25 protein-coding genes, 1 tRNA gene and 1 pseudogene are annotated in these 24,441 nt (G+C 61.5%); 13 read left to right on the top strand and 14 right to left on the bottom strand.

Going from position 1 to position 24,441, the window contains the following annotated elements:
- Positions 1-134 precede the first annotated feature (134 nt).
- Positions 135-1,340 carry a zinc metallochaperone GTPase ZigA gene (gene zigA, locus HX899_RS19955; RefSeq protein ID WP_181293176.1) on the top strand — a complete coding sequence of 402 codons (1,206 nt, stop codon included), beginning with the start codon at positions 135-137 and terminating at the stop codon, positions 1,338-1,340.
- A complete protein-coding gene (locus HX899_RS35145) occupies positions 1,337-1,516 on the top strand; it encodes a hypothetical protein (RefSeq protein ID WP_246697146.1) in 180 nt (59 codons plus the stop codon). Before zigA ends, HX899_RS35145 begins: the two co-directional genes overlap by 4 nt.
- Positions 1,517-1,630: 114 nt before the next feature.
- Here HX899_RS35145 and HX899_RS19950 read toward each other — a convergent pair whose 3' ends face one another.
- Positions 1,631-1,957 (bottom strand): RcnB family protein, encoded by a 327-nt coding sequence (locus HX899_RS19950; RefSeq protein ID WP_181293175.1) that lies wholly within the window; start codon positions 1,955-1,957, stop codon positions 1,631-1,633.
- Positions 1,958-2,486: 529 nt separating this feature from the next.
- On the opposite strand from HX899_RS19950, the gene HX899_RS19945 reads away from it, so the two are divergent.
- On the top strand, positions 2,487-2,870 hold the full coding sequence (locus tag HX899_RS19945; protein ID WP_012758163.1) for a VOC family protein: 384 nt from the start codon (positions 2,487-2,489) through the stop codon (positions 2,868-2,870).
- A 241-nt stretch (positions 2,871-3,111) separates the two neighbouring features.
- The gene (locus HX899_RS19940) at positions 3,112-4,443 is read left to right on the top strand and encodes a hemolysin family protein (protein WP_017961161.1); all 1,332 of its coding nucleotides are present in this window, start codon (positions 3,112-3,114) and stop codon (positions 4,441-4,443) included.
- Here HX899_RS19940 and chrA read toward each other — a convergent pair.
- Together chrA and HX899_RS19930 are read right to left on the bottom strand one after the other, a co-directional pair.
- Positions 4,440-5,861: a chromate efflux transporter gene (chrA, locus tag HX899_RS19935; RefSeq protein WP_181293174.1), complete on the bottom strand. Its 1,422-nt coding sequence runs from the start codon at positions 5,859-5,861 to the stop codon at positions 4,440-4,442. The two genes, HX899_RS19940 and chrA, sit on opposite strands and share 4 nt — an antisense overlap.
- A 1-nt stretch (position 5,862) precedes the next feature.
- Complete coding sequence (locus tag HX899_RS19930) at positions 5,863-6,678, bottom strand: sulfurtransferase/chromate resistance protein (protein ID WP_138330612.1); 816 nt, start codon at positions 6,676-6,678, stop codon at positions 5,863-5,865.
- A 375-nt stretch (positions 6,679-7,053) separates the two neighbouring features.
- Between HX899_RS19930 and HX899_RS19925 the strand changes: the two genes are divergently transcribed.
- A complete protein-coding gene (locus HX899_RS19925) occupies positions 7,054-7,362 on the top strand; it encodes a hypothetical protein (RefSeq protein ID WP_003541169.1) in 309 nt (102 codons plus the stop codon).
- Positions 7,363-7,598: 236 nt separating this feature from the next.
- Here the strand turns inward: HX899_RS19925 and HX899_RS19920 are convergent.
- Positions 7,599-7,898, bottom strand: a pseudogene (locus tag HX899_RS19920) (hypothetical protein); the annotation flags it as partial.
- A 330-nt stretch (positions 7,899-8,228) separates the two neighbouring features.
- Between HX899_RS19920 and HX899_RS19915 the strand changes: the two are divergent.
- The gene (locus HX899_RS19915; RefSeq protein WP_246697145.1) at positions 8,229-8,462 is read left to right on the top strand and encodes a hypothetical protein; all 234 of its coding nucleotides are present in this window, start codon (positions 8,229-8,231) and stop codon (positions 8,460-8,462) included.
- Between the two features lie 38 nt (positions 8,463-8,500).
- On the opposite strand, the gene HX899_RS19910 is transcribed toward HX899_RS19915, so the two are convergent.
- From HX899_RS19910 to HX899_RS19890, 5 genes are all read right to left on the bottom strand, one after another.
- Entirely contained in the window at positions 8,501-8,797 is a 297-nt protein-coding gene (locus HX899_RS19910; protein WP_168312913.1) for a hypothetical protein, read from the bottom strand.
- 154 nt (positions 8,798-8,951) lie between these two features.
- Positions 8,952-9,027 (bottom strand) — tRNA-Lys (locus tag HX899_RS19905).
- Between the two features lie 324 nt (positions 9,028-9,351).
- Positions 9,352-10,263 (bottom strand): PhzF family phenazine biosynthesis protein, encoded by a 912-nt coding sequence (locus HX899_RS19900; RefSeq protein ID WP_128401576.1) that lies wholly within the window; start codon positions 10,261-10,263, stop codon positions 9,352-9,354.
- Between the two features lie 165 nt (positions 10,264-10,428).
- Positions 10,429-11,202 (bottom strand): NUDIX hydrolase, encoded by a 774-nt coding sequence (locus HX899_RS19895; protein WP_138387217.1) that lies wholly within the window; start codon positions 11,200-11,202, stop codon positions 10,429-10,431.
- Positions 11,199-12,308 (bottom strand): endonuclease/exonuclease/phosphatase family protein, encoded by a 1,110-nt coding sequence (locus HX899_RS19890; protein WP_181293173.1) that lies wholly within the window; start codon positions 12,306-12,308, stop codon positions 11,199-11,201. The genes HX899_RS19895 and HX899_RS19890 overlap by 4 nt, the downstream gene beginning before the upstream one ends.
- A gap of 198 nt (positions 12,309-12,506) precedes the next feature.
- On the opposite strand from HX899_RS19890, the gene HX899_RS19885 reads away from it, so the two are divergent.
- On the top strand, positions 12,507-12,869 hold the full coding sequence (locus HX899_RS19885; RefSeq protein WP_171598382.1) for a DUF4189 domain-containing protein: 363 nt from the start codon (positions 12,507-12,509) through the stop codon (positions 12,867-12,869).
- Between the two features lie 20 nt (positions 12,870-12,889).
- On the opposite strand, the gene HX899_RS19880 is transcribed toward HX899_RS19885, so the two are convergent.
- The 4 genes from HX899_RS19880 to HX899_RS19865 all read right to left on the bottom strand — a co-directional run bounded on the left by HX899_RS19880 (position 12,890) and on the right by HX899_RS19865 (position 17,670).
- Positions 12,890-13,945, bottom strand: a complete 1,056-nt coding sequence (locus HX899_RS19880; protein WP_181293172.1) for an ABC transporter ATP-binding protein — start codon at positions 13,943-13,945, stop codon at positions 12,890-12,892.
- On the bottom strand, positions 13,933-15,627 hold the full coding sequence (locus HX899_RS19875; protein WP_181293171.1) for an iron ABC transporter permease: 1,695 nt from the start codon (positions 15,625-15,627) through the stop codon (positions 13,933-13,935). Before HX899_RS19875 ends, HX899_RS19880 begins: the two co-directional genes overlap by 13 nt.
- A gap of 7 nt (positions 15,628-15,634) precedes the next feature.
- Positions 15,635-16,612 carry an ABC transporter substrate-binding protein gene (locus HX899_RS19870; RefSeq protein ID WP_181293170.1) on the bottom strand — a complete coding sequence of 326 codons (978 nt, stop codon included), beginning with the start codon at positions 16,610-16,612 and terminating at the stop codon, positions 15,635-15,637.
- A gap of 290 nt (positions 16,613-16,902) precedes the next feature.
- Positions 16,903-17,670 (bottom strand): alpha/beta fold hydrolase, encoded by a 768-nt coding sequence (locus HX899_RS19865; RefSeq protein ID WP_181293169.1) that lies wholly within the window; start codon positions 17,668-17,670, stop codon positions 16,903-16,905.
- A 231-nt stretch (positions 17,671-17,901) separates the two neighbouring features.
- On the opposite strand from HX899_RS19865, the gene HX899_RS19860 reads away from it, so the two are divergent.
- From HX899_RS19860 to HX899_RS19850, 3 genes are all read left to right on the top strand, one after another.
- Positions 17,902-18,372, top strand: coding sequence for a MarR family winged helix-turn-helix transcriptional regulator (locus tag HX899_RS19860; RefSeq protein ID WP_181293168.1), 471 nt, complete (start codon positions 17,902-17,904; stop codon positions 18,370-18,372).
- A 224-nt stretch (positions 18,373-18,596) separates the two neighbouring features.
- A complete protein-coding gene (locus HX899_RS19855; RefSeq protein WP_180193800.1) occupies positions 18,597-19,655 on the top strand; it encodes an aldo/keto reductase in 1,059 nt (352 codons plus the stop codon).
- A gap of 202 nt (positions 19,656-19,857) precedes the next feature.
- Positions 19,858-20,901 (top strand): DUF2278 family protein, encoded by a 1,044-nt coding sequence (locus HX899_RS19850; RefSeq protein ID WP_181293167.1) that lies wholly within the window; start codon positions 19,858-19,860, stop codon positions 20,899-20,901.
- A 40-nt stretch (positions 20,902-20,941) separates the two neighbouring features.
- Here HX899_RS19850 and HX899_RS19845 read toward each other — a convergent pair whose 3' ends face one another.
- A complete protein-coding gene (locus HX899_RS19845; RefSeq protein WP_181293166.1) occupies positions 20,942-22,162 on the bottom strand; it encodes a PLP-dependent aminotransferase family protein in 1,221 nt (406 codons plus the stop codon).
- 206 nt (positions 22,163-22,368) lie between these two features.
- On the opposite strand from HX899_RS19845, the gene HX899_RS19840 reads away from it, so the two are divergent.
- From HX899_RS19840 to HX899_RS19830, 3 genes are all read left to right on the top strand, one after another.
- Positions 22,369-23,469, top strand: coding sequence for a branched-chain amino acid aminotransferase (locus tag HX899_RS19840; RefSeq protein WP_012758181.1), 1,101 nt, complete (start codon positions 22,369-22,371; stop codon positions 23,467-23,469).
- A gap of 325 nt (positions 23,470-23,794) precedes the next feature.
- Complete coding sequence (locus HX899_RS19835; protein ID WP_017961195.1) at positions 23,795-24,004, top strand: AbrB/MazE/SpoVT family DNA-binding domain-containing protein; 210 nt, start codon at positions 23,795-23,797, stop codon at positions 24,002-24,004.
- Entirely contained in the window at positions 24,004-24,381 is a 378-nt protein-coding gene (locus HX899_RS19830) for a type II toxin-antitoxin system VapC family toxin (RefSeq protein ID WP_181293165.1), read from the top strand. Before HX899_RS19835 ends, HX899_RS19830 begins: the two co-directional genes overlap by 1 nt.
- The last annotated feature ends 60 nt before the right edge of the window (positions 24,382-24,441 follow it).

Raw genomic sequence — 24,441 nt, 5'->3', positions numbered from 1 at the left:
GCTCCGCGCGTCCTGCCGGACACGCGACGCTCCAGGAGAGCTGAGGCGGAAAAAGGCGGACAACCCCGTTCCGCCTTTTTTCGGCGCGTTAAATGTAATGATATAACATTAAATACGAATCTGATGAGGTTCCCATGGACAATAGACTTCCCGTCACGGTGCTTTCAGGCTTCCTCGGCGCCGGCAAGACGACGCTGCTCAACCACGTGCTGACCAATCGCGAAGGCTTACGCGTCGCGGTTATCGTCAACGATATGAGTGAGGTGAATATCGATGCCGCCCTGGTGCGCGACGGCGGCGCCAATCTCTCCCGCACCGAGGAACAGCTCGTCGAGATGACCAATGGCTGCATCTGCTGCACGCTGCGCGACGATCTGCTGAAGGAGGTGCGCCAGCTCGCCGATCAGGGCCGCTTCGATTACCTCTTGATCGAATCGACCGGCATCGCCGAGCCCTTGCCCGTCGCCACCACCTTCGAATTTCGTGACGAGAATGGCCAAAGCCTTTCCGACGTCGCAAGGCTCGACACCATGGTGACCGTCGTCGACGCCGCCAATCTGCTTGCCGATTATGCCTCGGCCGATTTCCTCGCCGACCGCGGAGAAACGGCCGGCGACGGCGACAACAGAACCATTGTCGACCTGCTGGTCGAGCAGATCGAATTTGCCGACGTCGTGGTGCTGAACAAGATCGGCACGGCAACCAATGAAGAGCGCGACGCCGCGCGCAAGATCATCACCGGCCTCAACCCGGATGCAAAGCTGATCGAGGCGGATTTCGGCAAGGTCGCCCTGCAAGACGTGCTCGGCACCGGCCGCTTCGATATCGACAAGGCCGAGACCCATCCGCTTTGGTACAAGGAACTGCACGGTTTCCGCGACCACGTGCCGGAGACCGAGGAATATGGCATTCGCTCCTTCGTTTATCGCGAGAAGCGGCCCTTCCATCCGGCAAAGCTGCAGGCCTTCCTCGATCGGGCATGGCCAGGCGTGGTGCGCGCCAAGGGCTTCTTCTGGCTGGCGACGCGCCCGCACCATGTCGGCGAGATCAGCCAGGCGGGCGCGATCGTGCGCACCGGCAAGATGGGCCTCTGGTGGGCGGCCGTACCCCGCGAACAATGGCCTGAGGAACCGGCCTTCATGCGCGCCATCGGCCCCTATCTCGACCCCGTCTGGGGCGACCGCCGCCAGGAAATCGTCTTCATCGGCGCCGATCCGATGGACGAAGCCTGGATCAGGAAGGAACTCGACGCCTGTCTTATCGGGACAGACGCCTTTGCGCCCGAGCACTGGCGCGACCTGCCCGATCCTTTCGCCAGTTGGAACAGGCGGGCGGCATGAAGGCGCAGGCAATCAAACGCACTCTCTGCGTCTGTACCGAATGCGAACCGCTGCCGCCGATCGAAGGACTTCATCCGCTTACGCACGAGGAGGGTACCGACGCTGAAGTCGGAAGACCAAGAGGTTTTCTCGGCATCATTGCTGAAAGGGTCATGCCGTCGCGCAGGCAATCCTGAAGCGGGTCATAGCCGCCGCCAGCTGAAGAAGAGGAGGAAGGGCGCGAAACTGCTACACGCCCTCCCAGAATCAAAAAGGCGGCCGAAGCCGCCCTTTCCTGATCTACCGACCGATCAGCGACCGGCAATAATGCTGGAGATGATGCCGCTGGTGACGCCGATCAGCAGGTAGTCGTTATCGGCCCGCACCCAGCGATAGCCGCGGGGCGGGGGCGCCAGCCGGTAGCGGCGGTAGTCGTTGACATCAGAGAACCGGCGACGCTCGCTGGCATTGACGCGGTATCCCCTCTTCCAATGCGACCGGACGACCGTCTTTTTGACGACCACCTTCTTCTGCACGACGATCGGCGGACGGCGATGATCGTCGGCGCTGGCCTGGGAAACAACCATCGGGGACAGAAGAAAGGAGGCGGAAAGAAGAGCTGCAAAAATCTTTTTCATGTGGGTCCTCATGTTGGGCACGTGACCAAACTAGGGCCGAAAAGATGAACCGAAACTGAAATAAAAATTAAACTTTTGTAATGAAATCCGATAGCTACGGGTCTGAGTTTATATTTTAGATTAAACTTATACACGACGGCGAATATTCTATCGCCACAGATGGGGCATCGGCGCGGCCGGCCAGTTCGTCCTTGGAAGCCCTTGGCAGCGCATCGGGGCGGGATTGAAGAAAAGATAGTTGCGGGCATCCGAGGATGAGGCTAGGCGCGGCGCGCCCTTCCTGTGCCCATCGCCTGGAAGACGCCGCCGTGGAGGGTTGCTGCTGATGGCGGCCGGCGGGCGGCATGCCCTCCATTCGATATCATATCTATCGCCCAGAGGTGCTCGCGATTTGGCATAACGAGATGCATAAACTTGAAACGGGCGCATAATCGAATTCGAAGCGACGCATTTTAGGAACAGGAGAATTCTGCATGTCCCGCGAGGGGACGATCAGATCAAGACAACGAAGACCACAATGGAGGAAAACATGCCCGGTATCAGCATGCGCTACATCGTCGACGACGTCGACGCCGCGGTGGAATTCTACACAAGACATCTCGGCTTCTCCGTCGCGCTTCGTCCCGCACCGAGTTTCGCCATCCTGACCAGGGATGGTTTTCGTCTGTTCGTCAGCGGCATGACGGGACCGGGCGGAGCATCTCAAGCAATGCCCGACGGGCGAAAGCCGGAGCCTGGCGGATGGAATCGTATCCAGATCGAGGTCGGAGACCTGGAGGCGAAAGTCACCGCACTGCGCCAAGCTGGTGCGCGCTTCCGCAACGAGATCGTGCAGGGCATCGGCGGCAAGCAGATCCTGCTCGATGATCCGGCCGGAAACCCGATCGAACTCTTCGAAGCGCCCAAGAGATGAATGGGGCGACGTCGGTCATGCGGTTCACCAAGCGTTTTACGCTTCGCATCGGTGAACCGCATGCATGATCCCGGTCATGCGGTTTGCCACGCATTTTGCGGCCAGCATCGCAAACCGACGCAGTATGTCGATTACGACAGCCGGCTTCGGCATCTCTCGCCCCAGGACGAGCCGGAACGCCTTGCCACCGGTGTGCGAGCGTGTAGTTTCGGATTCCCATCAATTCGAAGGCAGGGAAAACATGTCCGATTCCGCCGGCGGGCTCTCCGACTATGTTGGGATACTAGCCGTGTTTCTTCTCGTCGCCGCCAATGGCTTCTTCGTTGCCGCCGAATTCGCCCTGGTGTCGGTCAGGCGTAGCCGCGTCGCCGAACTCGCTGCGGCAGGCCGCATGAACGCCTCGGCACTTCAGCGCGCCGTCGACAATCTCGACTCCAACCTTGCAGCCACCCAGCTCGGCATCACCATCTCGTCGCTCGCGCTCGGCTGGGTTGGAGAACCGGCGCTTGCGCACCTGATCGAGCCGCTGCTGTCCTGGTTGCCCGGGCAATGGGCGACGGCGGGCGCGCATACTGTTGCCGTCGTCATCGCCTTCGTCATCATCACGGCCCTGCATATCGTGCTCGGCGAGCTCGCGCCGAAGAGCTTGGCGCTTCAGCGCAGCGAGGCCACTTCGCTTGCCGTGGTGCGTCCGCTCGGTCTGTTCCTGGTGCTGTTCAAGCCGGCGATCTTTGTCCTGAACGGCATGGGCAACATGGTGCTGCGGGGCGTCGGTCTTCGCGCCGGAACCGGCGAATCGTCGTTCCATTCGCCGCAGGAGCTCAAGCTGCTGGTCGCCGAGAGCCAGGAGGCCGGCCTTCTCAACCAGGTGCAGCAGCAGCTCGTCGAGCGGGTGTTCAATATCGGCGACAGGCCGATCTCCGACATCATGACCCCGCGTCTCGACATCGAATGGTTCGACGCCGACGACAGCGAGGCCGAAATCCTGAAGACCATCCGCGAATGCAGCCACGAACAATTGCTGGTCGCCCGGGGCTCGATCGATGAGCCGATCGGCATGGTGTTGAAGAAAGACCTTCTCGACCAGGTTCTCGACGGCGGCAAGGTCCGGCCGATGGAGGTGATCAAGCAGCCATTGGTGCTGCATGAGGGCACCTCGGTCGTCCGCGTGCTCGACAGTTTCAAGGCCTCACCCGTTCGCCTCGCCATCGTCATCGACGAATATGGTAGCCTCGAAGGCATCGTCACCCAGACCGACCTGCTCGAAGCCATCGCCGGCGACCTGCCGGGATCCAACGAAGAGCCCGACATCGTCGTCAGGGAAGACGGTTCGCTCCTGATCGATGCGATGATGCCGGCCTTCGACGCCTTCGAACGGCTCGGCCTGCGCGATCGTCCGGATGCCGATTTCCATACGCTGGCGGGCTTCGCGCTGCATCAACTCCAGCACATCCCCGAAGCCGGAGAAACCTTCGTCTTCGACAACTGGCGCTTCGAGGTGCTCGACATGGACGGCATGCGTATTGACAAGATGCTCGCGACGCGCATTACCGCGGATGGGGCAGAAGCTTAATTCACCGCCAGCGTCCAGAGCATCCCCGCAGCCGCGCAGGCTAGCAGCGTCGCGATCACGGAAGCCTTGAAGCGGAAGATCGCTGTCGCCGCGGCGGCAGAGAGCGCCATTGCCGCCGGCACGGCCGATTGCAGCACGGGAATGTCGAGCCGCAAGCCGCCGAGGTGAACGGTCGCAACCTCTGCAAACAGCGTGTGCAGGGCAAACCAGATAGCGAGGTTGAGGATAACCCCGACCACCGCCGCTGTTATGGCCGACATCGCGCCGGCGAGCGCTATGTTGCCGCGCAGTTTTTCGATGAACGGCGCGCCGAGGAAAATCCAGAGGAAACAGGGCACGAAGGTGACCCAGCTCGTCAGTATCGCCGCAAGCGTTGCAGCAAGCATCGGGTTCAGCGCTCCCGGATCCCGGTAGGCGCCCATGAAGCCGACGAACTGGACGACCATGATCAACGGCCCCGGCGTCGTCTCGGCCATGCCGAGACCATCCAGCATCTCGCCGGGTTTCAGCCAGCCGAAATGCTGCACGGCCTCCTGCGCTACGTAGGCAAGCACGGCATAGGCCCCGCCGAAGGTGACGACCGCCATTTTGCTGAAGAAAAGGCCGATTTCGGTAAAGACGTTATCAGCACCGAAGGTTGCGTAGAGCACTGCCAGCGGCGCGAGCCAGAGGGCAAGCAGCACGGCCGAGATGCGCAGCGACCAGGCGAGATTCGGGCGCGCATGCGCCGGTATGCCTTCGCCGAGCGCCGACTCGGCATCCGACAGCACCGGGCCGCTTCCGGCCTTATGGCCGCCGCCCGTCTGAAAGGCGGCAAGCCCGAACCTGCCGCCGAGGAAGCCGGCAATGCCGGCCGCGAGCACGATCAGCGGGAACGGCACATGGAGAAAGAAGATGGCGATGAAGGCCGCGGCCGCGATACCGACCATGACGCGATTCTTGAGCGCACGGCCGCCGATGCGGATGACGGCCTGCACCACGACGGCAAGCACCGCCGCCTTCAGCCCGAAGAACAGACCGGCGACGATGCCGACGTTGCCGTAAGCCGCGTAAATATAGCTGAGACAGAGGATCGACAGGAACCCAGGCAGTACGAACAGCAGGCCGGCCACCAGACCGCCCACTGTCCGATGCATCAGCCAGCCGATATAGATGGCCAGCTGCTGCGCCTCGGGTCCGGGAAGCAGCATGCAATAATTCAGCGCATGCAGAAAACGGTGCTCACCGATCCATCGCTTCTCGTCGACAATGATCCGGTGCATGACGGCGATCTGGCCGGCAGGGCCGCCGAAACTCAGGGCGGCGACGCGCAGCCACACCCTGAAGGCATCGCCAAACGAGACACCGTGATGATACCCTTGTCCCGCGTCTTCCTCCGCCATTTTGCCACCGGGCGCATTATCCGTCATCTCGACCATCTCATGCCCTCTTCTTCGGCGCCGGCCAGTTGTGGGTTTCCTCGGTCGCATCGCGGCACCAGCGGAAGAAAGCGTCGTAGAGAAGCATCCCGGCCTCGAGCTGTTCCAGATCGTCGGAATACATCCTGGAGAGACCGAGCGAGGCGGCCAGCAGGCCCGCCGCCTCGGGCGCGAGATCGAGCCTTGCGGTATCCGCCGCCCTGACGATCCGCGCCAGGCGCAGGAGCGGCTCCGATGCCAGCCCGAACTCCTCGACCATGACATCAAAGGTGCAGAGTTCGCCGCGATGGCTCCAGAACACGTCATCGATATCGAAGGGCACCGCCCCGAAGCGCTCGCTGACGGCTAAAACCTCAGGCGCCGGCACGAACAGGAATACGGCGCTCGGATCGACGAAGCGCCGGATCAGCCAGGGACAGGCGATGCGGTCGATCTTCGGCCGCGCCCGCGTCACCCAGACCGTGCGCCCCTCGGCGTCGCGTTGCGGCAGCTTTTCGTCGGGCACCGCCAGTCCTCCCGCAATCCAGGATTCGAAGCCGCCTTCGAGGCTCTCGGCGTCGATACCGGCATGGCGGAGATAGGCGGCGACGCCATGGCTGAGCTTGCTGCCTTTCTGGCAGACCACGACGACGGAATCGGCATCGACGCTGCCCGCCCAGGATCCGACCTCGGCATGACCCCGCCGGATCGAGCCCGGCACCAGGCGCGGATCGAGCGTGAAGTCCTCCTCGGTGCGAACGTCGATAATGCAAGGCGCACCGGGGGTTCCAATGAGGCGGTTGAGCTTGTCGGGAGAAATTTCGAGAAATGACGGCATGACGCGTCCCTCCGTTGATCGGTTTTACTGGACGCGATTCTTCAGCATGACGCCTCGTGGGGTGATCGCGACCCCATGCAGAAATCATTCGCAAACAGACCCCGTAGTGTCAAGCGCATTGCGCCATAGCGGCGTGCCGTCCACCGGCGGCCTGCCATCCGTGAATGCACCCGATCAGCCGGCAGCTCTACCACCCGGGTCTCTGCCGGTCGCCCCAAGCAGATGAGGGGTGAGCGGCAAAGCCGCGAATGTACGGAACGCCGGTAAAGCGAGAATAATGAATACGAAAAGCCAATCAGCACAAGCGCTTCGGCCCAGAACGGAACAAAATGCCCACTTCTGCATTCTTCTGTCACCGAAAGAGGAGAAAGTACCATGACGTACGACCCCAATAATGCCAACGACCCGAACCGCCCGCTGAACCCAAATCTGGATCTGCGCACCACGCCGAGCGCGCGCAGCAGTAATACCTGGGTTGTCTGGGTCGCTGCATTGGCCGTGATCGCTGTCGCTGCATTCGCCTATTCGCAGTGGAGCACCCCCGGCACATCTCCGGACACGACAGCTTCCACAACCCAATCAGAGCCGGCGCCGGCCAAGCCGATCGCTCCGACTGACAACAGCGCAACGCCTGCACCGGCACCAGCACCGGCCACTCCGCCGGCTGCCCCTGCCCAGCAGTAACCGCTGTTTGGCCAGACGAAGCCGGCCCAGTGCCGGCTTCCTCTCTGCTGCGAGCTCTTGAAGCTTTTTAAGTAAACCCTATTTAAGGGATACTAAATCTGTCTCTGACGGCTGACCACGGATGTACTGGCAGCCGTTATCGAGACCGATCCAGGAAGGTCGGTGCGAGTTTCGCCCGGCCTTTTTCTTGACCCTATTGGCAACGCCGGGATCGGGATATTATTTCGGGATCCTGTTTTCGGGATCCTGTTATAGAAGGACTGCGGATCGTACACGCACTCGTAGTCGAGGAGGCAGAGCTTGCCATTGGCATCACTTACTCTTGCGGTGTCGTACTTGTCGCCGAGATTGCACCTGGCCGGCGGATAACGGAAGCTGCGTCCGCCAAAGCCCATGCGTACAAAAACCGCCTTGTCCTTGCGGATGATCTGCGCAAGCTCTTCGCAACTGTGATCCCTTGCATTGACCTCCACCGCCTCGACGGCAAGAGCGACGGACGGAAACAACAGTGCGACGGCCAGAACAACGCTTTTCATGGAAACTCCTGAATGTGACCGAGCGAAGGTAGGGCATCGCACCGCAGGCCACCAGTGCGAGAACCGCCGGAATTATACACCGAGCATGGCGGCCTTGCCTTTTTACCTCCCGGCATGCTTGAGAAATCAGCTAAGGCACGAGCTCTGTGAAGGCAGCAAGGCCCAGGTGGACGGGCAATCCTTCGCTACTGCTTCTGCGAGGGCATCGCTACATCCCGATCCATTAAGATGTTTGGTCCACGCTGCCGGCCATGAAACCGACGTTTGGAGGCAGACACCTTGCATTGCCAGAGACGGAGCGGACAAGGGCCGTTCCAGCTCCGAAGGTCGATGTCGCCCGCCGGAAGCTTCGATTGGCCGAAAACCAGGCGTTACGCCAAAAACGCGACCTTGGTGCTCTTGATCGTCACAAAGATTGCGGTTGCGACTATTTACGTCCTTAGACTAAACGCCTCGCATTCCTTCCAGGAATACGCACCGCCCATAGCAGTGATGGCGGCCCTGTCGTTTTTCATCGTCGCAGCTCTCTGGCTCGCCGGCATGAAACTGAGCGGCAGCGATTGAGGCACACACAAAGAACAATTTTCGAAAAGCGCGATGCGCTAGGGAAAATTATAGGGCGACGCAGGGTCGAAGACGCAGGAATAATCAAGGATGCACTGTTTTCCACCTGCATCGCGCAAACTGGTGGTGCTGCGCTTATCGCCCATGCTGCATTGGGCGGGTGGATAACGAAAACTGCGGCCGCCGAAACCGACGCGGACAAAGACCTTTTTGTTCTGGCGGATGATCTGCGTAAGCTCGCTGCAGCTATGCTCGCTCGCTTTGACGTTCATCACGCCTGCGGCAAAGGCAGGCAACGGCAGAGACAATGCGACGGCAAAAATAACGCTTCTCATAGACCCCTCCCGATACGCGAAAGGGAGATAGGGCGCACGACCGACGCGGCCAGTCCTGCGGACGGCGCCAACCATGCCGCTCGCTTCGAGAACAGTTTCCGGCAGGCCGGAAAATCCGGCCTGAGTTCGAATATATCAATCTTTTCAAGAAAAATGGTGGGTGATGTAGGGCTCGAACCTACGACCCGCTGATTAAGAGTCAGCTGCTCTACCAACTGAGCTAATCACCCGTTCGCGCTTGGCTGCGCGGTGTGACGGGGCGTATAAACAGGATCGGCAGCCTTGTCCAGCGCATAGCCGAAATTTCTTTGGTTAATCGCGAAGATTTTTCGGTTTGGCTGAAACGCAGCACATAACCCCGAAAATCGGAATCGATTTTCGGAAAGGATTATGCGCGGATTCAAAGTGATAGAGCGTCCTTAGCGCGTCCTGTCGGACGCGCGGCGCTCGATGCATGTCGCCCAAAAGTGCGCAGCGGTTTTGGGATAACGACTTGCATAAAACAAAGACTCAAAGCGCGTCGCGTGAATGCGGATTGACCCGACGCGCTTAAATCAAAGGTCGAGCGTGCCGCTGGCCAGCCGCACTGCCTGGCCGCCGATCCGCGCGTTGGAGATCGCCCCGCCGTCGACATCGATATGCAGGTGGATGAAGGACGGCCGGCCCATCTCGACCCCCTGCTCGATCATGATCGGATGATGCCCGTCCGTCAGCCGGTCGAAATGGTGGATCGCGCCCGAGAGTGCGGCCGCCGCCGAGCCGGTAGCCGGATCTTCGACGATGCCCATGCCGCTTGCGAACATGCGCGCATGGAACTTCGCCACGTGGTTGACGCCGCCGCGGCAATAGACATAGGCCGAGGCAAGCGCGCCATCGACAAAGGGCACGATCTTTTCCCAGAGTTGCGGATCGAATTCCACCCGCTGCGTGGCTCCGACATCGTGCACCGGAATGAGCAGGAAGGGAACGCCGGCGCTCCAGATCGACGGGACGTGATTTTCGAAGCCGATCTCGGTCACCTTCAGCGATAACGCATCGGCGATGCCGAGCTTGTCGAGTGGCATGATGGCGGGCTGCGATTTGCGCGGCAGGTCGAATTCGGCAAAGCTCGCCTCGCCCTCCCTCAGCCGCACGGCGCAGCGCACCGGCCCGACATTTTCCTCAAGCACCGTGACGAGATCACGCGTTGCAGCACCGTGCGCCCGTTCGGCCAGCGCCACCGCCGTGCCGACCGTAGGATGGCCGGCAAACGGCAGCTCGCGCCCAGGCGTGAATATCCTTAGACGCGCCGCATAGGCGGGGTTGGTTGAAGGCTGCACGAAGACCGTCTCCGAGAGATTGATCTCCCGGGTGATCGCCTGCATCGCCTCGTCGCTGAGATTGTCTCCGTCGAAGATCACCGCCAGCGGATTGCCCGCGAGCTTTCGATCGGTGAACACGTCATAGACGCTGTAGCTTCGCGCCACATCGGCCTCCCTGAATCGTCATCGCGCCGCCAACCTGCCCGACCGGGCGAACGAGTGCAAGGCGCTAAAACGCTTCACGTCAACCGGATTCACACGACGCGCTTTCGATCTTTACGTGATGCATGTCGTTATCCCGAAACGCTACATGGCTTTGGGCGGCATGAATCAACTCCGCTCGGCCTTACCGAAATACCAGTCGATCACAGGCAACATGGCGATGTTATAGGAATGGGCGGAGGGATCGGCCGAGCGGATCGCCACCGCGCCGGCGATCTCCTGGTCCTCGGCGACGAGCATATGCCGCTCGATCCGCTCGATCATCTCGTCCGCCGTCATGTCGAAGCGGAATAGCCGCAGCAGCGTCACCGTGCGCTTGTTATGGGTGGCGAACAGCCCCTCACCCGCGACAGAGTCGGCAAGATCGAGCCCGGTCTCCTCATGCACCTCGCGGCGCATGTTCGCCTCGATGTCGCAACGCCCGTCGACGATATCCTCCGGCTCCAGCGAGCCGGCGGCGAAATACACCTGGCCGGGATTGGCGGTATGGGCGCCCATGCGGATCGCCACCAGCGCGCCGTCGGAGGTTTCGAGCACCGGATAGGCGAAGATGTGAACACCGCCCTGACGCTGCGGCTGTCGGCGCCACCACATGAAGGCGGAAAAAGGAATGACGTGGCCCTCGCCCGCAATCCCGTTTTCACTGAGGGCGAGCCGTTGCTGAAACACCATGCGCCCGTCGAACAGCGCCGGATTGGCGGCGGTCTCCCGCGCCCAGTTCTCGCGGATGGCTGCATCCTCGGTAGCGACCAAAGGATGGGGACCGGGCAGAATGCGCAGATCCACGCCGGCAATCGGGAAGACCGTCGCCTCCGGCGGCCAGCCGGCGAAATCATCGGAAAAATTGATGTTGGTGAAATTCGCGTTCAAATTTGCATTCATGGGAGATCCAGTGTCATGACGACGGGGCAGTGATCAGACGCCTTCGGCCTGTCCCAGCCGGTGCGCGGATAACGCTCCACCTCCTGCCCCGGCGGGAAGATGGTGCGGTAGGGCTGGCCGCTGCGGATGATTTCGGGCAGGCGGCCGGCATTATGGGCGGCAAGTGCTGGCGAAAGCCAGAGATAGTCGAGCTGGCAAAGCCACTGCTCCTGCGGCCCGCGCGCGTGATAGAGCGTCCAGCGGTCGAGGGGTTCGCGGCGGCGCACGACATTTTCGGCAAAGCCGTCGCTACTGAAAACGTCGAGCGCGCTTTCGGTCTCGTTCTGATGTTCGAAGCGATAACCGGTGCCCCGGCGGCCGATGACATCGACACGCTCCTGATAATCGTTCATGTCTCCGCAGATGGCGAAGCTCTTCGTACCGGTTTGCTCCGCACCGAAGCGATCCTCGATGATGCGGCGCACGGCGCGCGCCTCGGCGCGGCGGATCGGCATGGTCGACTGCCGCCCGTCCAGCCCGTCGCGCGGATTGCCCATCGACTTGAAATGCACGACGTAGAGCGAAAATGGCCGGCCGCCGATCAGAAGGTCGAGCTCCAGACAGTCGCGCTTGAAGATCTTGTCGTCGATGCGGTTGGTGAGCACCAACTCCTCATTGAAGAGATCGAGATCGCGATAGGTCGTCATCGCATGGCTACGAATGTCCCTCAGCTCGATCTTCTGGCCGTCGCGCGTTTCCTCGCGCATCAGCACGGCAACATCAATGCCGCGGCTGTCATTGCCCTCGACCAGGTATTTCTGGCGGTAGCCGTTTCCGACCATCCGGAAGAGATAGCCGTATTCGAAGGCCTGAAGGGCAGCCATGTTGTCGATTTCCTGCAGGCAGAGGATATCGGCGTCAGCGTCGGCGATCGCAAGGGCCGACATCTGCCGCGTGTCGTCGGTCGCAGCGATCACCCGCGCCTGCTCGAGCTGCTGGTAGACACCCTCGCTCGACACTTGGAAAAGCTTGATGACGCGGTCCTGGCGCAGCTGGTTTCGGAAGCCGGTGAAATCGAAACGGGTGAGAAGATTTTCGACATTGAAGGTGGCGAGGCGAAGCGACATGGGAAGGATCCGGTTGCGGGCAGTACCTTATCCGGCAATAGCCGCGGGAAAAGATGGCAGGGCAAAGAAATATGCGGATAATCACTCCTCCTGGAGCCCCAGAGGCGATTGCCTGTGACTTGGGCCGCAGACATTCCGCCGCAAGCCTCCGATAGTTCTCCGTAGAGGACAATCGTCGTTCCGGCGCGGGGGCATTTCATGAAGCGGGTTCTTGCATCGTTTGCGGTTCTGACGTCTCTCGCCGGCGCGGCCCTTGCCGACACTTACGGCGCCATTGCCTACTCGCCGTCGACCCACGCCATCGGCTGGTCCTATGCTTATGACAATCGCGGCGACGCCGAAACCGTCGCCCGGCGCATTTGCGATAGCAGCGCGAACGATTGTCGCATCGCCATCTGGTTCCGGAACGGCTGCGGCGCGGTGGCCGTCGGCCATCGCAGCGGCTGGGGCTCCGGCTGGGGTAATGATGGCCGCGAGGCCCAGCGCCAGGCGATCCGCAGTTGCAGAAAGCAAACAGGCAACTGCCGCGTCATCCGCTGGCAGTGTTCGGAGAGCGAATGACACTGGCGAGGCGCGGTGTCTCAAAGCCGCCACGCCGCGCGCACCGATAGTCTGAGGCTGTCACCCGTCCGGACGGGAAAGCGGGAATAGGCCCGCAGCACCCGACTGTCGGCGAGGACCAGCTTCAGCGCATAACGCTCGCCCTCGAAGAGAACGGTCTCGACCGTCGCCGCGATCCCCGCGCCGGCGGCAATATTCTCGCAAGAGACGATGACATCCTCCGGCCGAACGAGGACATCCATCCGGTCGCCGTCGGCAGTACTAACGGCGGCACCGGCAAACATCGGCTCCAGCGCCTGCCAGTCGAAGGCCCTGTTGTCACCAGCGGTACGCGGCAGCGTCACGATCGTGCCTCGCCCGATCAGCCCGCCGACGATGCGCCCTTCCGGCCGTGCGTAGATCTCCGCCGGCGGCGCCACCTGCAGCAGCCGCCCTTCCGACATGACAGCGACGTCGGTCGCGAGCGCCATCGCCTCGCTCTGGTCGTGGGTGACATAGATCATCGTCGCGCCCGAGCGCTGGTGGAACTCGCGAAAAGTCTCCTCCATTTCCTGTTTCAGGTGTCGGTCGAGATTGGCAAGCGGCTCGTCGAGCAGCACGACGTCAGGCGATGTCACCAGGCAGCGGGCGAGCGCCACGCGCTGGCGTTGGCCGCCGGAGAGGTCGGCGGGCCGCCGTTCGGCGTAGTCGGCGAGCCGGACGGTGCCGAGCGCGTCGCGCACCTTCGCCCGGTAGGCCTCCCCCGAGATTCCGCGCACTTTGAGAGGATAGCCGACATTGTCGGCAACACTCATATGCGGCCACAGCGCGTAGGACTGAAAGACCATCGCCATGTTGCGCTTTTCCGGCGGCAGCGACTGCGCGGCATCGGCAAGCAATCTCTCGCCGAGATGGATCGAGCCGTCGCTCGGCGTCTCGAAACCGGCGATCATCCGCAGCACTGTCGTCTTGCCGCAACCGGAAGGCCCGAGCAACGCCAGGAAGCCGCCCTCGCGCACATCGAGCGAAAAGCCACTGACGGCGGCCCGGCCTGTACCGAAATCCTTGCCGAGCTGGTTGAGGATCAGCCTCGCCATGGGATCACTCCTTTCGGCAGTCGTTTCGCCAGAAGCTCGAGCAGCAGCATCAGCACGACGACCATGAGGACGACGAGCACCGAGAGCGCCGAAGCAAGGTCCGAGCTGCCGCTATCATCGAGATTGTAGATGGCAACGCCGAGTGTCTGGGTGCCGGCAGACCAGAGCAGCGCCGAGATCGTCAGCTCGTTGCAGGCAATCAGAAAGACAAGGATAACGGAGGCGCCGGCGGCCGGCGCAATCAGCGGCACGATGATATCGGCAAGCCGGCGGAAGAAGCCGGCGCCGGAAAGCCGTGCGGCCTCCTCCAGCGCCGGATCGAGCTGGTGGAAGGCGCTGACCACGGGTTTCAGGCTGACGGCGAAAAACGACGAGAAATAGGCGATCAGGATGATCCAGATCGTGCCGTAGAGCGAGACGTGCAGGATCGGAATCGGTGCTGCGAACACCAGGATGAAGCAGACCGCCATGACGATGCCGGGCAGCGAATAGGGTATCTCGATCAGGCTGGAGACGATGCGTGACAACGCGTCCTTGCGCCGCGTCAGCGTGTAAGCCGCAAGCACTGTCACCACGAGGAGACCAAGCGCGGTCGCGCCGGCAAGCGACAGCGAATTGATGAAGGCGGTGCGCGTCACAGCCTGCCTGAACAGGATCTCCTCAAAGGCATGCAGCGACATGGTCTTGAAGGTGAGCGGCACGCCATAGGCCGGCACCAGCGCGCCGGCGACCAGCGCGAAGAAGGGTGCTGCCAGCATGAAGAACAGGATCGCCCAGACGAGCGGTGTGAAGACCAGCCGCCAGGCGCCGAGTTCGAAGGCCGCACTCGCCCCGGATAACCCGATGACGCGGTAGTCGCGGCCGCGCAACGCCCGGTCCTGGATCACCAGCCCGACGACCGAGATGATGGCGATGATCGCCGAGAGCACGGCGACATCACCGAAGGTGCGGCTGGTGAAAGCGGAGAACTTGGTGAAGATCAACGTCGGCAGCGTGAAGATCGAGGCCGGAATGCCGAGAATGGCGGGAATGCCGAAATTGCCGGTGCAGGAGACGAAGGAGATCGCCGCTCCTGCAATGATGCCGGGCAGTGACAAAGGCAGGATGATGTCGCGGAACACCCGCAGGCTGGAGGCGCCGGAAAGCCGTGCGGCTTCGACGCCGTCGCGGGGCAGCGTCATCAGCCCGGCCCGAAGCGCCAGATAGATCAGCGGCGCATGCTGCACGCCATAGAGCAGCGCGATGCCACCCACCGAATAGAGCGGCTGCGGCGAGCCGAGCGGCGGGGCGAGATGCAACGCCTTCAACAGCGGGCTGGAGGGGCCTGACATCTGTACCCAGGCAAGCGCCGTCACCTGCGGCGGGATCATCATCGGCAGCACGAAGAAGAAGCTGAGCAGCCCCTTGGCGCGGATATTGGTCAGCGTCAGCAGGAAGGCAAAGAGGCAGCCGATGACGAGCGAGATCGCCGTGCCCAGAATGGCGGTGACGACGGTGTAATAGGTCGCCGACCACAGCGACGCCTCGCTTAAAACCGTCATCACGCCGCCATCGGCAAAGGCCGCCATTCCAACCATGCCGAGGCGGGCGAGCGGCAGCACGCTGAGGATCAGGACGATGATGACGACAAAAGGAAACAGCCAGGCGGGCTGGCTGTTTCCGGTTTTGATGTATCCGTGCATGAAAGGATCAGTTCGAGCCGTAGATGCCCGAGAAAGTCTTGAGATCCTGGTCGGTATTCTTCAATGCTTCGGCCGCCTTGATTGGCAGGACTTTGATGGTGTCGCGCGCGGGGAAACCTTCCGGCAGCTTCATGCCGTTGCGGGCCGGGATGTAGCCGAGCTTCAGGAAGCCTTCCTGGCCCTTTTCGGAGAGCACGTAATCGACGAACTTCTTGGCGGCATCGGCATTTTTGGTGCTGGCGAGGATGCCGACCGGCTCGGTGACGGCCGAAACGCCTTCGCTTGGGAAGACGAATTCGACAGGAGCGCCCTTGGCCTTCTCGCGGATCGGCAGGTAGTCGACGACCATGCCATAAGCCTTTTCGCCCGAGGCGACGGACTTCAGCACGGCGCCGTTGCCGCCGGCAGCGATCGCGCCATTTTCCGCGAGCGACTTGTAAAAGTCCCAACCGAGTCCAGGAACGGCGGCAAGCGTCTGGGCGTGGATGAGGGCCGCACCCGAGGCAAGCGGGCTCGGCATGGTGACGAGGCCTTTGGCTTCCGGCTTGGTCAGGTCCTTCCAGCTCGCAGGCTTCATCGCTGCCGAAGTATTGTACATGATGCCGGTGGTGATCAGCTTGGTCGAGTAGTAATAGCCGTCGGCGTCATAAAGGGCGGCGTCGTACTGAGCAGCCTCCGGTGACTTGTAGGCGAGCAGCTTGCCGTCTTCCTTGAGGCGCTCCAGCGTCACCACGTCGGCGATGAGGAGAATGTCGGCGACCGGGTTGCCGGCCTGGATCTCGGCCTGAAGCTTCGCCATGATCTTCGGCGTGCCGTCGCGCACCCAGTCGACCTTGATATCGGGATTGGCTGCCATGAAGCCATCGACTGTCGCCTGCGCGTCCTCGTTCGGCTGGCTGGTGTAGAGAACCAGGTTTGCGGCCGAAGCCGGAATGGCAAAGAGGCTCGCGGCGACAAGGGCTGCGGCGGAGACGATCGTTTTCATGGGAGGGATCCTCGATTTCGATACCCCTCCCTTATTAGGGGTCGTTAACAGAGATGTGACACGGCGCGGCGGTTGGTCCACGCCCTGCACCACAGCTTTCCCATCAACCAGTTGTGACCTCGCCACGCTCGCCTCGTTGAGTTCACCGAGGATCAACTGCAGCAGATGCTTGACCAGCGGGGCCCGCCCCGCCGATACGTCGCGCAGGCAGAGCCGGTCATGGCCCGCGGACAAAACCTCCGCGGCGGCCGGCCACGGCGCTCACACGCCGTGGCCCCTCGGATCGAATACTACTTTGCAGCTTCTTCGATCAGTTCCGCCACCTTGTCGGGATGCGACACCATCACGACGTGGGAGGCGCCATCGACCACCACGGTCCGCTTGGAGCCTGCCCGCTCGGCCATGAAGCCTAGGGCTGCGGCCGGGATGTTCTTGTCGCCGGTGCCGTAGACAAACCACGACGGCAACTTCTTCCAGGCGGGCTCGCCGGATTTTTCGGTCAGGGCAGCCTCGGTGACCGGACGTTGGGCAGCCGCCATCAGGGCCGCCTGTTCGGCCGGCACGTCGCTGGCGAACTGATCATGGAACTTGGCCTGGTCGATATAGAGATCGACGCCGCCGGCGCTGAGCTTTACCGGGGCCGCAAGCGCTCCGCTCAGCGTACCGCCCGGAAACTTGCCGGCGAGATCTGCGACCGATTCTCCGGCATCCGGCGCGAAGGCCGCGACATAGACCAGCGACCTGACGTTGTCGTGGCCGTTGGCCGCGGTCGAAATGACCTGGCCGCCATAGGAGTGACCGACAAGGACCACAGGGCCGGCGATGCTGCCAACCACGTCGGAGACATAGGCAGCGTCGTTGGAAACGCTACGCAGCGGATTGGCGGCTGCCACGACAGAAAAGCCATCCTTGCGCAGGATTTCGACGACGCCGTTCCAGCTGGATGAATCGGCAAAGGCGCCATGGACGAGGACAACGGTCGGCTTGGCCGGCTGGGCAACGGCAGCACCGGAAAGAAGAGCGCCCACCAGGGCGACGGCAGCAGCAAACTTGAACATTGGTCATTTCCTTTCGTCGGTTGAGTTTCAAAGGAGCCGAATGGGGAGCCACAAGGGACTTCACCTGCTTGCGCATCCGTTGACGCAGCAAACCCCTGCAGCTTTCCGCGTTCGGTATATAGTTTGTCAGCGATTTCTTTGTACGCGATCTAAGTAAGTCATCTCGCCTGGCGAGTCAATAGCTTGCAAACAGATCGCGCACAAATTATATTGAGATCAAAGGAGAGCGTCATGAAAGACACCACATCAAATGATCTCGCTGACGTGCCCAAGATCGATGAAATGCTTTGCTTTTCGATCTATTCGGCAAGCCACGCCTTTAACCAGCTTTACCGTCCCCTGCTCGACGAGCTGGAACTCACCTATCCGCAATTCCTGGTCATGACCGCTCTGTGGGCGCGGGACGACCGCACGGTGAAGGATCTCGGCGAGACACTTTTTCTCGACTCCAGCACCCTCACTCCGCTGCTGAAGCGGCTGGAAAATGTCGGCCTCGTCACCCGCAACCGAAATCCCGCCGATGAGCGCCAGGTGCTCTTGCGCCTGACGGAGAAGGGACTGGCCCTCAAGAGCCGCGCCTCCCATGTGTTCGACTGCATCGGCAAGGCTGTCGGTCTCGACGCCGAGACTGTCAGCAAGATTCGGGACGCAATCGCTTCGCTTCGCGACAATATTCACAAGAAGGACAAGCAGGAGAGCTGACGTGGCCTCCACCACGTCGACGCTGCGCCAAGACAATTTCCGTCGACAAGCCGATGACATATTGTACGATCTGCCGCTCGGCTCGTGATCGGCCATAGCCGCCGCATGGCCGGAAGATGCCGACGCTCAGAATCTCGCCTAAGCCTCACGCAGCCGTGAACGCGCAGCCATTGCCATCTCCGAGCGTTGAGGTACGTCAGTCTTTTTTAAAGGGAGGAATTTCAATGGAATATCGTTTGCTAGGCCGTTCCGGCCTGAAGATTTCGACTTTGACCATGGGCACGATGACCTTCGGCGGTGTCGGCTGGGCGAAGACCGTCGGCGACCTCGGCGTCTCCGAGGCGAAAAAGATGATCGATATGTGCATCGATGCCGGCATCAATCTGATCGACACCGCCAACGCCTATTCCGACGGTGAATGCGAAAACATCATCGGCAATGTGCTCTCCGGCAAGCGGCCGCAAGGCGTGTTGCTCGCCACCAAGGCCCGCTTCAGCATGGGCGACGGACCGAACGACCAGGGTCTGTCGCGCTACCACCTGATCCGCGAATGCGAGGCGAGCCTCAAGCGCCTGAAGACCGATGTGATCGACCTTTACCAGGTGCATGAATGGGACGGCCAGACGCCGCTGGAAGAGACGATGGAAGCCCTCGACACCCTGATCAGGCAGGGCAAGGTGCGTTATGTCGGCTGCTCGAACTATTCCGGCTGGCACATCATGAAGGCGCTCGGCATCGCCAACGAGCACAGGTATCAGCGCTTCGTCAGCCAGCAGATCCACTATACGCTGGAAGCCCGCGACGCCGAATATGAACTGCTGCCGATCTCGATCGACCAGGGCCTCGGCGTGCTGGTCTGGAGCCCGCTCGCCGGCGGTCTGCTCTCCGGCAAGCATCGCCGCAACCAGGCAGCGCCCGAAGGTACGCGCCAGTTCGCCGGCTGGACCGAACCGCCGATCCGCGATGAGAACCGCCTCTGGAATATCGTCGAGACGCTGGTCGCGATCGGTGAGGAACGCGGCGTCTCGGCCGCACAGGTGGCGCTCGCCTGGCTGATCGGCCGCAAGGCGGTGACCTCGGTCATCATCGGCGGCCGCACCGAAGCCCAGTTCCGCGACAACATCGCCGCCGCCGAGCTGAAACTCACGGATGAGGAGCGCAAGCGCCTCGACGCGGTCAGCCTGCCACCGGTGATCTACCCCTATTGGCACCAGTTGAACACGGTTAGCGACAGGCTTGGTGAAGCCGATCTCGAGCTTTTCGGTCCGCATCTGCAGCAATAGGCGATAGCGGAGCAGCATTGCACGGCGGAAGACAAAGCATGTCGCGCAAAAGTGTGCAGCGGTTTTGCGACCACGACATGCTCAAATCAAAGACCTAAAGTGTGGCAGGCAAATCTGAAAGATCGCGCCATACTTTAGCCGTCACAAAAGATGCACTTTCGCCGTGTTACCGTCAGATCCCGCCACCCCCGCGAGGTTCTCCATGCTGAAGAATTACAAGGTCCTGAAGGGTACGGCGAGCGCACTCGCCCTCGACGACGACAACGATCCCCATATCGAAATCCGCATCGAGGCGAACGGTGTCAGCTACCGCATCGCGCTCAACGTCCGCTCCAAGGAATCGCCGCACGACCTGCTCTACGCCAATATCGTCGATTTCAAGCACCCGGCGCTGACGGAGGCGCTCGAAGCCCTGCCGATGGGCCTGACCGATATCCGCAAGGACCGTCCGGAGCTTGCGATCGACTATGTCCGCAGCGGACTGATCGAGCGCGAGGACATGAATGTCGCGCCCTTCCAGCTATCCGGCCCGAAGAACGACCTGCGCGATTTCATCGAGCCGATCGTCCAGGAAGGCATTGCCGATTCCGACGTGCATTTCTATGCCTTCGGCGAGGCCTGGGGGCCTGAAAACAACAAGCCGGACCAGTATTTCCGTTTCGAGCCGGGCAACGGCATCCACGACATCCACATGAACCAGGGCGACGGCGGCAGCTTCAAGGCCACCAACGGGCCGAACCAGGACGGAGCGCTGCTCGTCCATTTCAATGATACCGACGAATGGGCGGCGATCTTCCTCTGCTTTCAGTCGCAGAACTGGAACACCGATGCGGCGACCGGCCATCCGGTTTCCGACAGCCGTGGAGGCCAGGGCCGCGGCGAAGGCACACGCCGGCCGCAGCCGATCGTCGCCTCGTCGCTACGCATCGTCGCCGCGCTGATCAACCCGGTCAACGGCGAAGGCGGCACCGAGGCCGAAACGGTGACGATCATCAACCGCTCCGACATGGAGGCATCGCTCGAAGGCTGGAAGCTGGAGGACGAAAACAGCAGGACCCAGACACTGTCGGGATCGCTGAGCGCAGGCGAGGTGCGCACCATAGCGCTCGATGCGGCAGCCGGCGGCCCGCAGCTTGCCAACCGGGGCGGCGACATCATTCTGCGCAATGCCGACGGCGCCGTTGCTGATCGGGTCGGCTACGGCAAGAGCGAGACGGCGAACGAGGGCTGGACGACGATCTTCTGATCGGCGCCCTGCCCTTGCTCCGTCAGCCGGGCGGCTGGAATCAGCTGCCGATTTCGGCCGAGATCAGCGCGCTCAAGCGGCCGATGCCGTCCTCGATCATCTGCTCGTTGGCGCAGGAGAAGCTGACGCGGAAGGTGTTGGCGCCGGAACCATTGGCGAAGAACGCCTTGCCGGGCACGAAGGCGACCTTGGCGGTTTCGAGCGATTTCGCCAGCAGCTTGGCGCCGTCCATGCCCTCAGGCAGCGTGATCCAGATGAACATGCCGCCTTCCGGCTTCGTCCAGCTGGTGCCTTCAGGCATGTATTTCTCAAGAGCGGCCAGCATGCAGTCGCGGCGTCGGCTGTAGGCGGCCTTGATCTTGGCGACCTGCGCGTCGAAGCCGCGCTCGGCGACATCTGATATCGCCATCTGGTTGATCGTCGAAGAATGCAGGTCGGCCGCCTGCTTCATCAGCACCAGCTTGCGGATGACGGGCGCACTGGCGACGATGAAGCCGACCCGAAGGCCGGGCGCCAGCGTCTTCGAGAAGCTGCCGCAATAGATCGTGCGCGTATCGTTGATATGACCCTTCTCGGCGATTTCGAGCGCCAGGATCGGCGGGATCGGATCGCCGTCGTAACGCAGCGACTGGTAGGCCGCATCCTCGATGACGGCGATGTCGAGATCTTCCGCCAGTGCCAGGACCTTCTTGCGGCCGTCAAGATCGACGGTTTCGCCGGTCGGATTGGAGAAGTCAGTGGAAAGATAGGCGAACTTTACCTTGCCGCCGGCAGCGGAAGCGGCCGCGCGGTAGGACTCGGGCGTGCGGTTGCCGTTCGGCGTCAGCTGGTCGTAGGCCGGTTCATAGGCATTGAAGGCCTGCAGCGCGCCGAGATAGGTCGGCCACGTCACGAGCGCGGTGTCATCAGGCGACAGGAAGAGCTTGCCGAGATAATCGAGACCCTGCTGCGAACCGGACACGATGAAAACGTTATCGAGTTCGCAGGGGATGCCGAGAGCCGCCATCTGCCCGACCAGCCATTCGCGCAGCGGTTTGTAGCCCTCGCTGACCGAATATTGCAGCGCCGAGTTGACGGCGGCGCCGTCGAAGATATCGGCATAGGCCTGCTTGAATTCCTGATGGGGAAACAACGCCGGATCCGGAATGCCGCCGGCGAAAGAGATAATGTCGGGCCGGTCGAGAAGCTTCAAGAGCTCGCGGATCTCGGATGCGCGCATGCGCGACGAGCGCGACGCAAACATGGTGTCCCAGTTCAGCATGGGGTTTCCTCGTATTTTTCTATTCCCCCAGCAGACCATGCCGGAGAATTTATGTCAACAATACTGACCTATTTTCTTGTCCCTGTGACAAGAAAGCGATTATTCCCCTGATCGATGCCGAAACCGCCTGATTCAGGCCTTTCCAAGACCAGCCCGGCGGCAGTAGTGTCGCCGCCACTATTCAATGTACTATCAAGGTGCCAGCAATGACCGCGACGACGACCTCTCCTGAAATCAAAATCGAATTGCACAAGTCTCCCGTCTCCGACGCCGACCGCATCCAGGCACTGGAGACGCCCGGCTTCGGTAAGGTCTTCACGGATCATATGGTCCTGGCACGATGGACTGCCGACAAGGGCTGGCACGATGCGAAGGTTACGCCGAGGCGTCCTCTGGAGCTCGATCCTGCAAGCGCCGTGTTACACTATGCTCAGGAAATTTTCGAAGGCATGAAAGCCTACAAGGCAGACGATGGCCGGATTCTGCTCTTTCGGCCCGAAGAGAACGCCCGCCGCTTCGCGCAGTCGGCGACTCGCATGGCTATGCCTCCTGTGCCCGAAGAACTCTTCCTGAAGGCGGTCGAAGAACTGGTCCGCGTTGACAAGGCCTGGATTCCATCCGGCGACGCCAGCCTCTACCTTCGCCCCTTCATGTTCGCCAACGAGGCGTTCCTGGGCGTTCGTCCAGCTCAGGAATATGTCTTCTGCATCATCGCCTCCCCGGTCGGCGCTTATTTCAAAGGCGGAGCGAAGGCGGTTTCCCTATGGGTAGAGACCGAATACACCCGTGCTGCCGCCGGCGGCACCGGTGCTGCAAAATGCGGCGGAAACTACGCAGCAAGCCTCGTGGCGCAAGCCGAGGCGGCGAAGAAGGATTGCGATCAGGTCGTCTTCCTGGATGCGGCAGAGCATCGCTGGGTCGAAGAACTCGGCGGCATGAACGTCTTCTTCGTCATGAATGACGGATCGGTGGTGACCCCGCCTCTTGGCGGTACGATCCTGCCGGGTATCACCCGGGCCTCGGTGATCGTGCTCGCTGGAGAAAAGGGCTTGCGCGTCGAGCAGCGTCCCTACTCCTTCGCGGAATGGCAGCAGGACGCAACCAGCGGCAAGCTCGTCGAAGCCTTCGCTTGCGGCACTGCCGCGGTCCTGGCGGGCATCGGCCTGGTCCGGCATGCCGGCGGCGAGTTTCTGGTCGGAGACGGACAGACCGGCAAGTTGACCAGCGAACTGCGCCAGCAGCTCGTCAGCCTGCAGAAAGGCGTAACGAACGATGAGCGCGGCTGGACGCGCCTTATCCCGGCCTGAACTCCGGACGTTCCACACGAACGGCGGCGTCAACACCGACATGGTGGGGGCGCCGCTCTCCGGCTCGCCCGCAAAGCCGCCGGGCTGGCGATCTATTCCGCCCTTCTGCACGATACGATGTTCTTCGAGCCGACAGCCATTAAGCAATCCGCGAATCTCTTTCGAAACCGGGCGCCGCCCTTATTTTTGGGCCGAGGCAGCCGGGAAAACCCATCGTCAACTTCCCATTTGGCGACCGGAATAGCATCAACGCCAAAAACGGTTCGCCATTGACCGATGCCAAGTTAATTCTTACTATCTAATAATCGATAGAGGAAAGGTAAGAATGGCAACCGCAACCCTCTCTACAAAATTCCAGATCTCCATTCCCAAGGAAGTGCGCGAACAACAGCACTGGTCGGCGGGACAGGAATTCGTGTTCATACCCAAAGGCAAAGGCGTATTGCTGATGCCGGTCCCGACGCTTGCCGATCTTCGCGGCATCGCCGAAGGCGCAGACAAGAAAAACTACCGTGACCGGAACGACCGTTTCTGATGCGCGTGATCGACAGCTCCGCATGGATAGAATGGCTGACGAAAAGTGCTGCCGGAACCAGGCTGCAGGCTGAAATCCCGGAACGCGATCAATGCATCGTTCCGACGATCGTGCAGCTTGAGCTTTCCAAATGGCTGGCACGCGAAAAGGACGAGGAAGTCGTAGACAGCTTCATCGCTTATACCGCGACATGCATGGTTGTTTCTCTCGACACGACGCTTGCTCGCCGTGCTGCCGAAATATCGGCAACCCATAAACTCGCCACCGCCGATGCGATCATTTATGCGACCGCGGAGCGCCATGATGCCGATATCCTGACCTGCGACGCCCATTTCAAGGATCTCGAACGCGTCATCTATATCGATAAAAAAGACTGATCCGCATGTGACCCAAGCCCTCGACGGCCGGGCACAACGCTTCTATCACAAACTGGGAAA

Origin of the sequence: Rhizobium sp. WYCCWR 11146 (assembly GCF_013591995.1) — a bacterium.
Lineage (GTDB): Bacteria > Pseudomonadota > Alphaproteobacteria > Rhizobiales > Rhizobiaceae > Rhizobium > Rhizobium indicum.
The sequence above is the reverse complement of the archived record's forward strand: the minus strand, read 5'-3'. Positions and strand labels throughout refer to the sequence as shown.

Bases quoted from the DNA above. Each gene is read 5' to 3' on its own strand.
- HX899_RS19850 (WP_181293167.1), top strand. From the start codon at position 19,858: ATGCTGAAGAATTACAAGGTCCTGAAGGGTACGGCGAGCGCACTCGCC.
- zigA (WP_181293176.1), top strand. From the start codon at position 135: ATGGACAATAGACTTCCCGTCACGGTGCTTTCAGGCTTCCTCGGCGCC.
- HX899_RS19890 (WP_181293173.1), bottom strand. From the start codon at position 12,308: ATGTCGCTTCGCCTCGCCACCTTCAATGTCGAAAATCTTCTCACCCGT.
- HX899_RS19945 (WP_012758163.1), top strand. From the start codon at position 2,487: ATGCCCGGTATCAGCATGCGCTACATCGTCGACGACGTCGACGCCGCG.
- HX899_RS19930 (WP_138330612.1), bottom strand. From the start codon at position 6,678: ATGCCGTCATTTCTCGAAATTTCTCCCGACAAGCTCAACCGCCTCATT.
- HX899_RS19870 (WP_181293170.1), bottom strand. From the start codon at position 16,612: ATGAAAACGATCGTCTCCGCCGCAGCCCTTGTCGCCGCGAGCCTCTTT.
- HX899_RS35145 (WP_246697146.1), top strand. From the start codon at position 1,337: ATGAAGGCGCAGGCAATCAAACGCACTCTCTGCGTCTGTACCGAATGC.
- chrA (WP_181293174.1), bottom strand. From the start codon at position 5,861: ATGGTCGAGATGACGGATAATGCGCCCGGTGGCAAAATGGCGGAGGAA.
- HX899_RS19915 (WP_246697145.1), top strand. From the start codon at position 8,229: ATGTCGCCCGCCGGAAGCTTCGATTGGCCGAAAACCAGGCGTTACGCC.
- HX899_RS19855 (WP_180193800.1), top strand. From the start codon at position 18,597: ATGGAATATCGTTTGCTAGGCCGTTCCGGCCTGAAGATTTCGACTTTG.
- HX899_RS19940 (WP_017961161.1), top strand. From the start codon at position 3,112: ATGTCCGATTCCGCCGGCGGGCTCTCCGACTATGTTGGGATACTAGCC.
- HX899_RS19950 (WP_181293175.1), bottom strand. From the start codon at position 1,957: ATGAAAAAGATTTTTGCAGCTCTTCTTTCCGCCTCCTTTCTTCTGTCC.
- HX899_RS19895 (WP_138387217.1), bottom strand. From the start codon at position 11,202: ATGAATGCAAATTTGAACGCGAATTTCACCAACATCAATTTTTCCGAT.
- HX899_RS19845 (WP_181293166.1), bottom strand. From the start codon at position 22,162: ATGCTGAACTGGGACACCATGTTTGCGTCGCGCTCGTCGCGCATGCGC.
- HX899_RS19880 (WP_181293172.1), bottom strand. From the start codon at position 13,945: ATGGCGAGGCTGATCCTCAACCAGCTCGGCAAGGATTTCGGTACAGGC.
- HX899_RS19835 (WP_017961195.1), top strand. From the start codon at position 23,795: ATGGCAACCGCAACCCTCTCTACAAAATTCCAGATCTCCATTCCCAAG.
- HX899_RS19865 (WP_181293169.1), bottom strand. From the start codon at position 17,670: ATGTTCAAGTTTGCTGCTGCCGTCGCCCTGGTGGGCGCTCTTCTTTCC.
- HX899_RS19885 (WP_171598382.1), top strand. From the start codon at position 12,507: ATGAAGCGGGTTCTTGCATCGTTTGCGGTTCTGACGTCTCTCGCCGGC.
- HX899_RS19910 (WP_168312913.1), bottom strand. From the start codon at position 8,797: ATGAGAAGCGTTATTTTTGCCGTCGCATTGTCTCTGCCGTTGCCTGCC.
- HX899_RS19925 (WP_003541169.1), top strand. From the start codon at position 7,054: ATGACGTACGACCCCAATAATGCCAACGACCCGAACCGCCCGCTGAAC.
- HX899_RS19875 (WP_181293171.1), bottom strand. From the start codon at position 15,627: ATGCACGGATACATCAAAACCGGAAACAGCCAGCCCGCCTGGCTGTTT.
- HX899_RS19860 (WP_181293168.1), top strand. From the start codon at position 17,902: ATGAAAGACACCACATCAAATGATCTCGCTGACGTGCCCAAGATCGAT.
- HX899_RS19840 (WP_012758181.1), top strand. From the start codon at position 22,369: ATGACCGCGACGACGACCTCTCCTGAAATCAAAATCGAATTGCACAAG.
- HX899_RS19830 (WP_181293165.1), top strand. From the start codon at position 24,004: ATGCGCGTGATCGACAGCTCCGCATGGATAGAATGGCTGACGAAAAGT.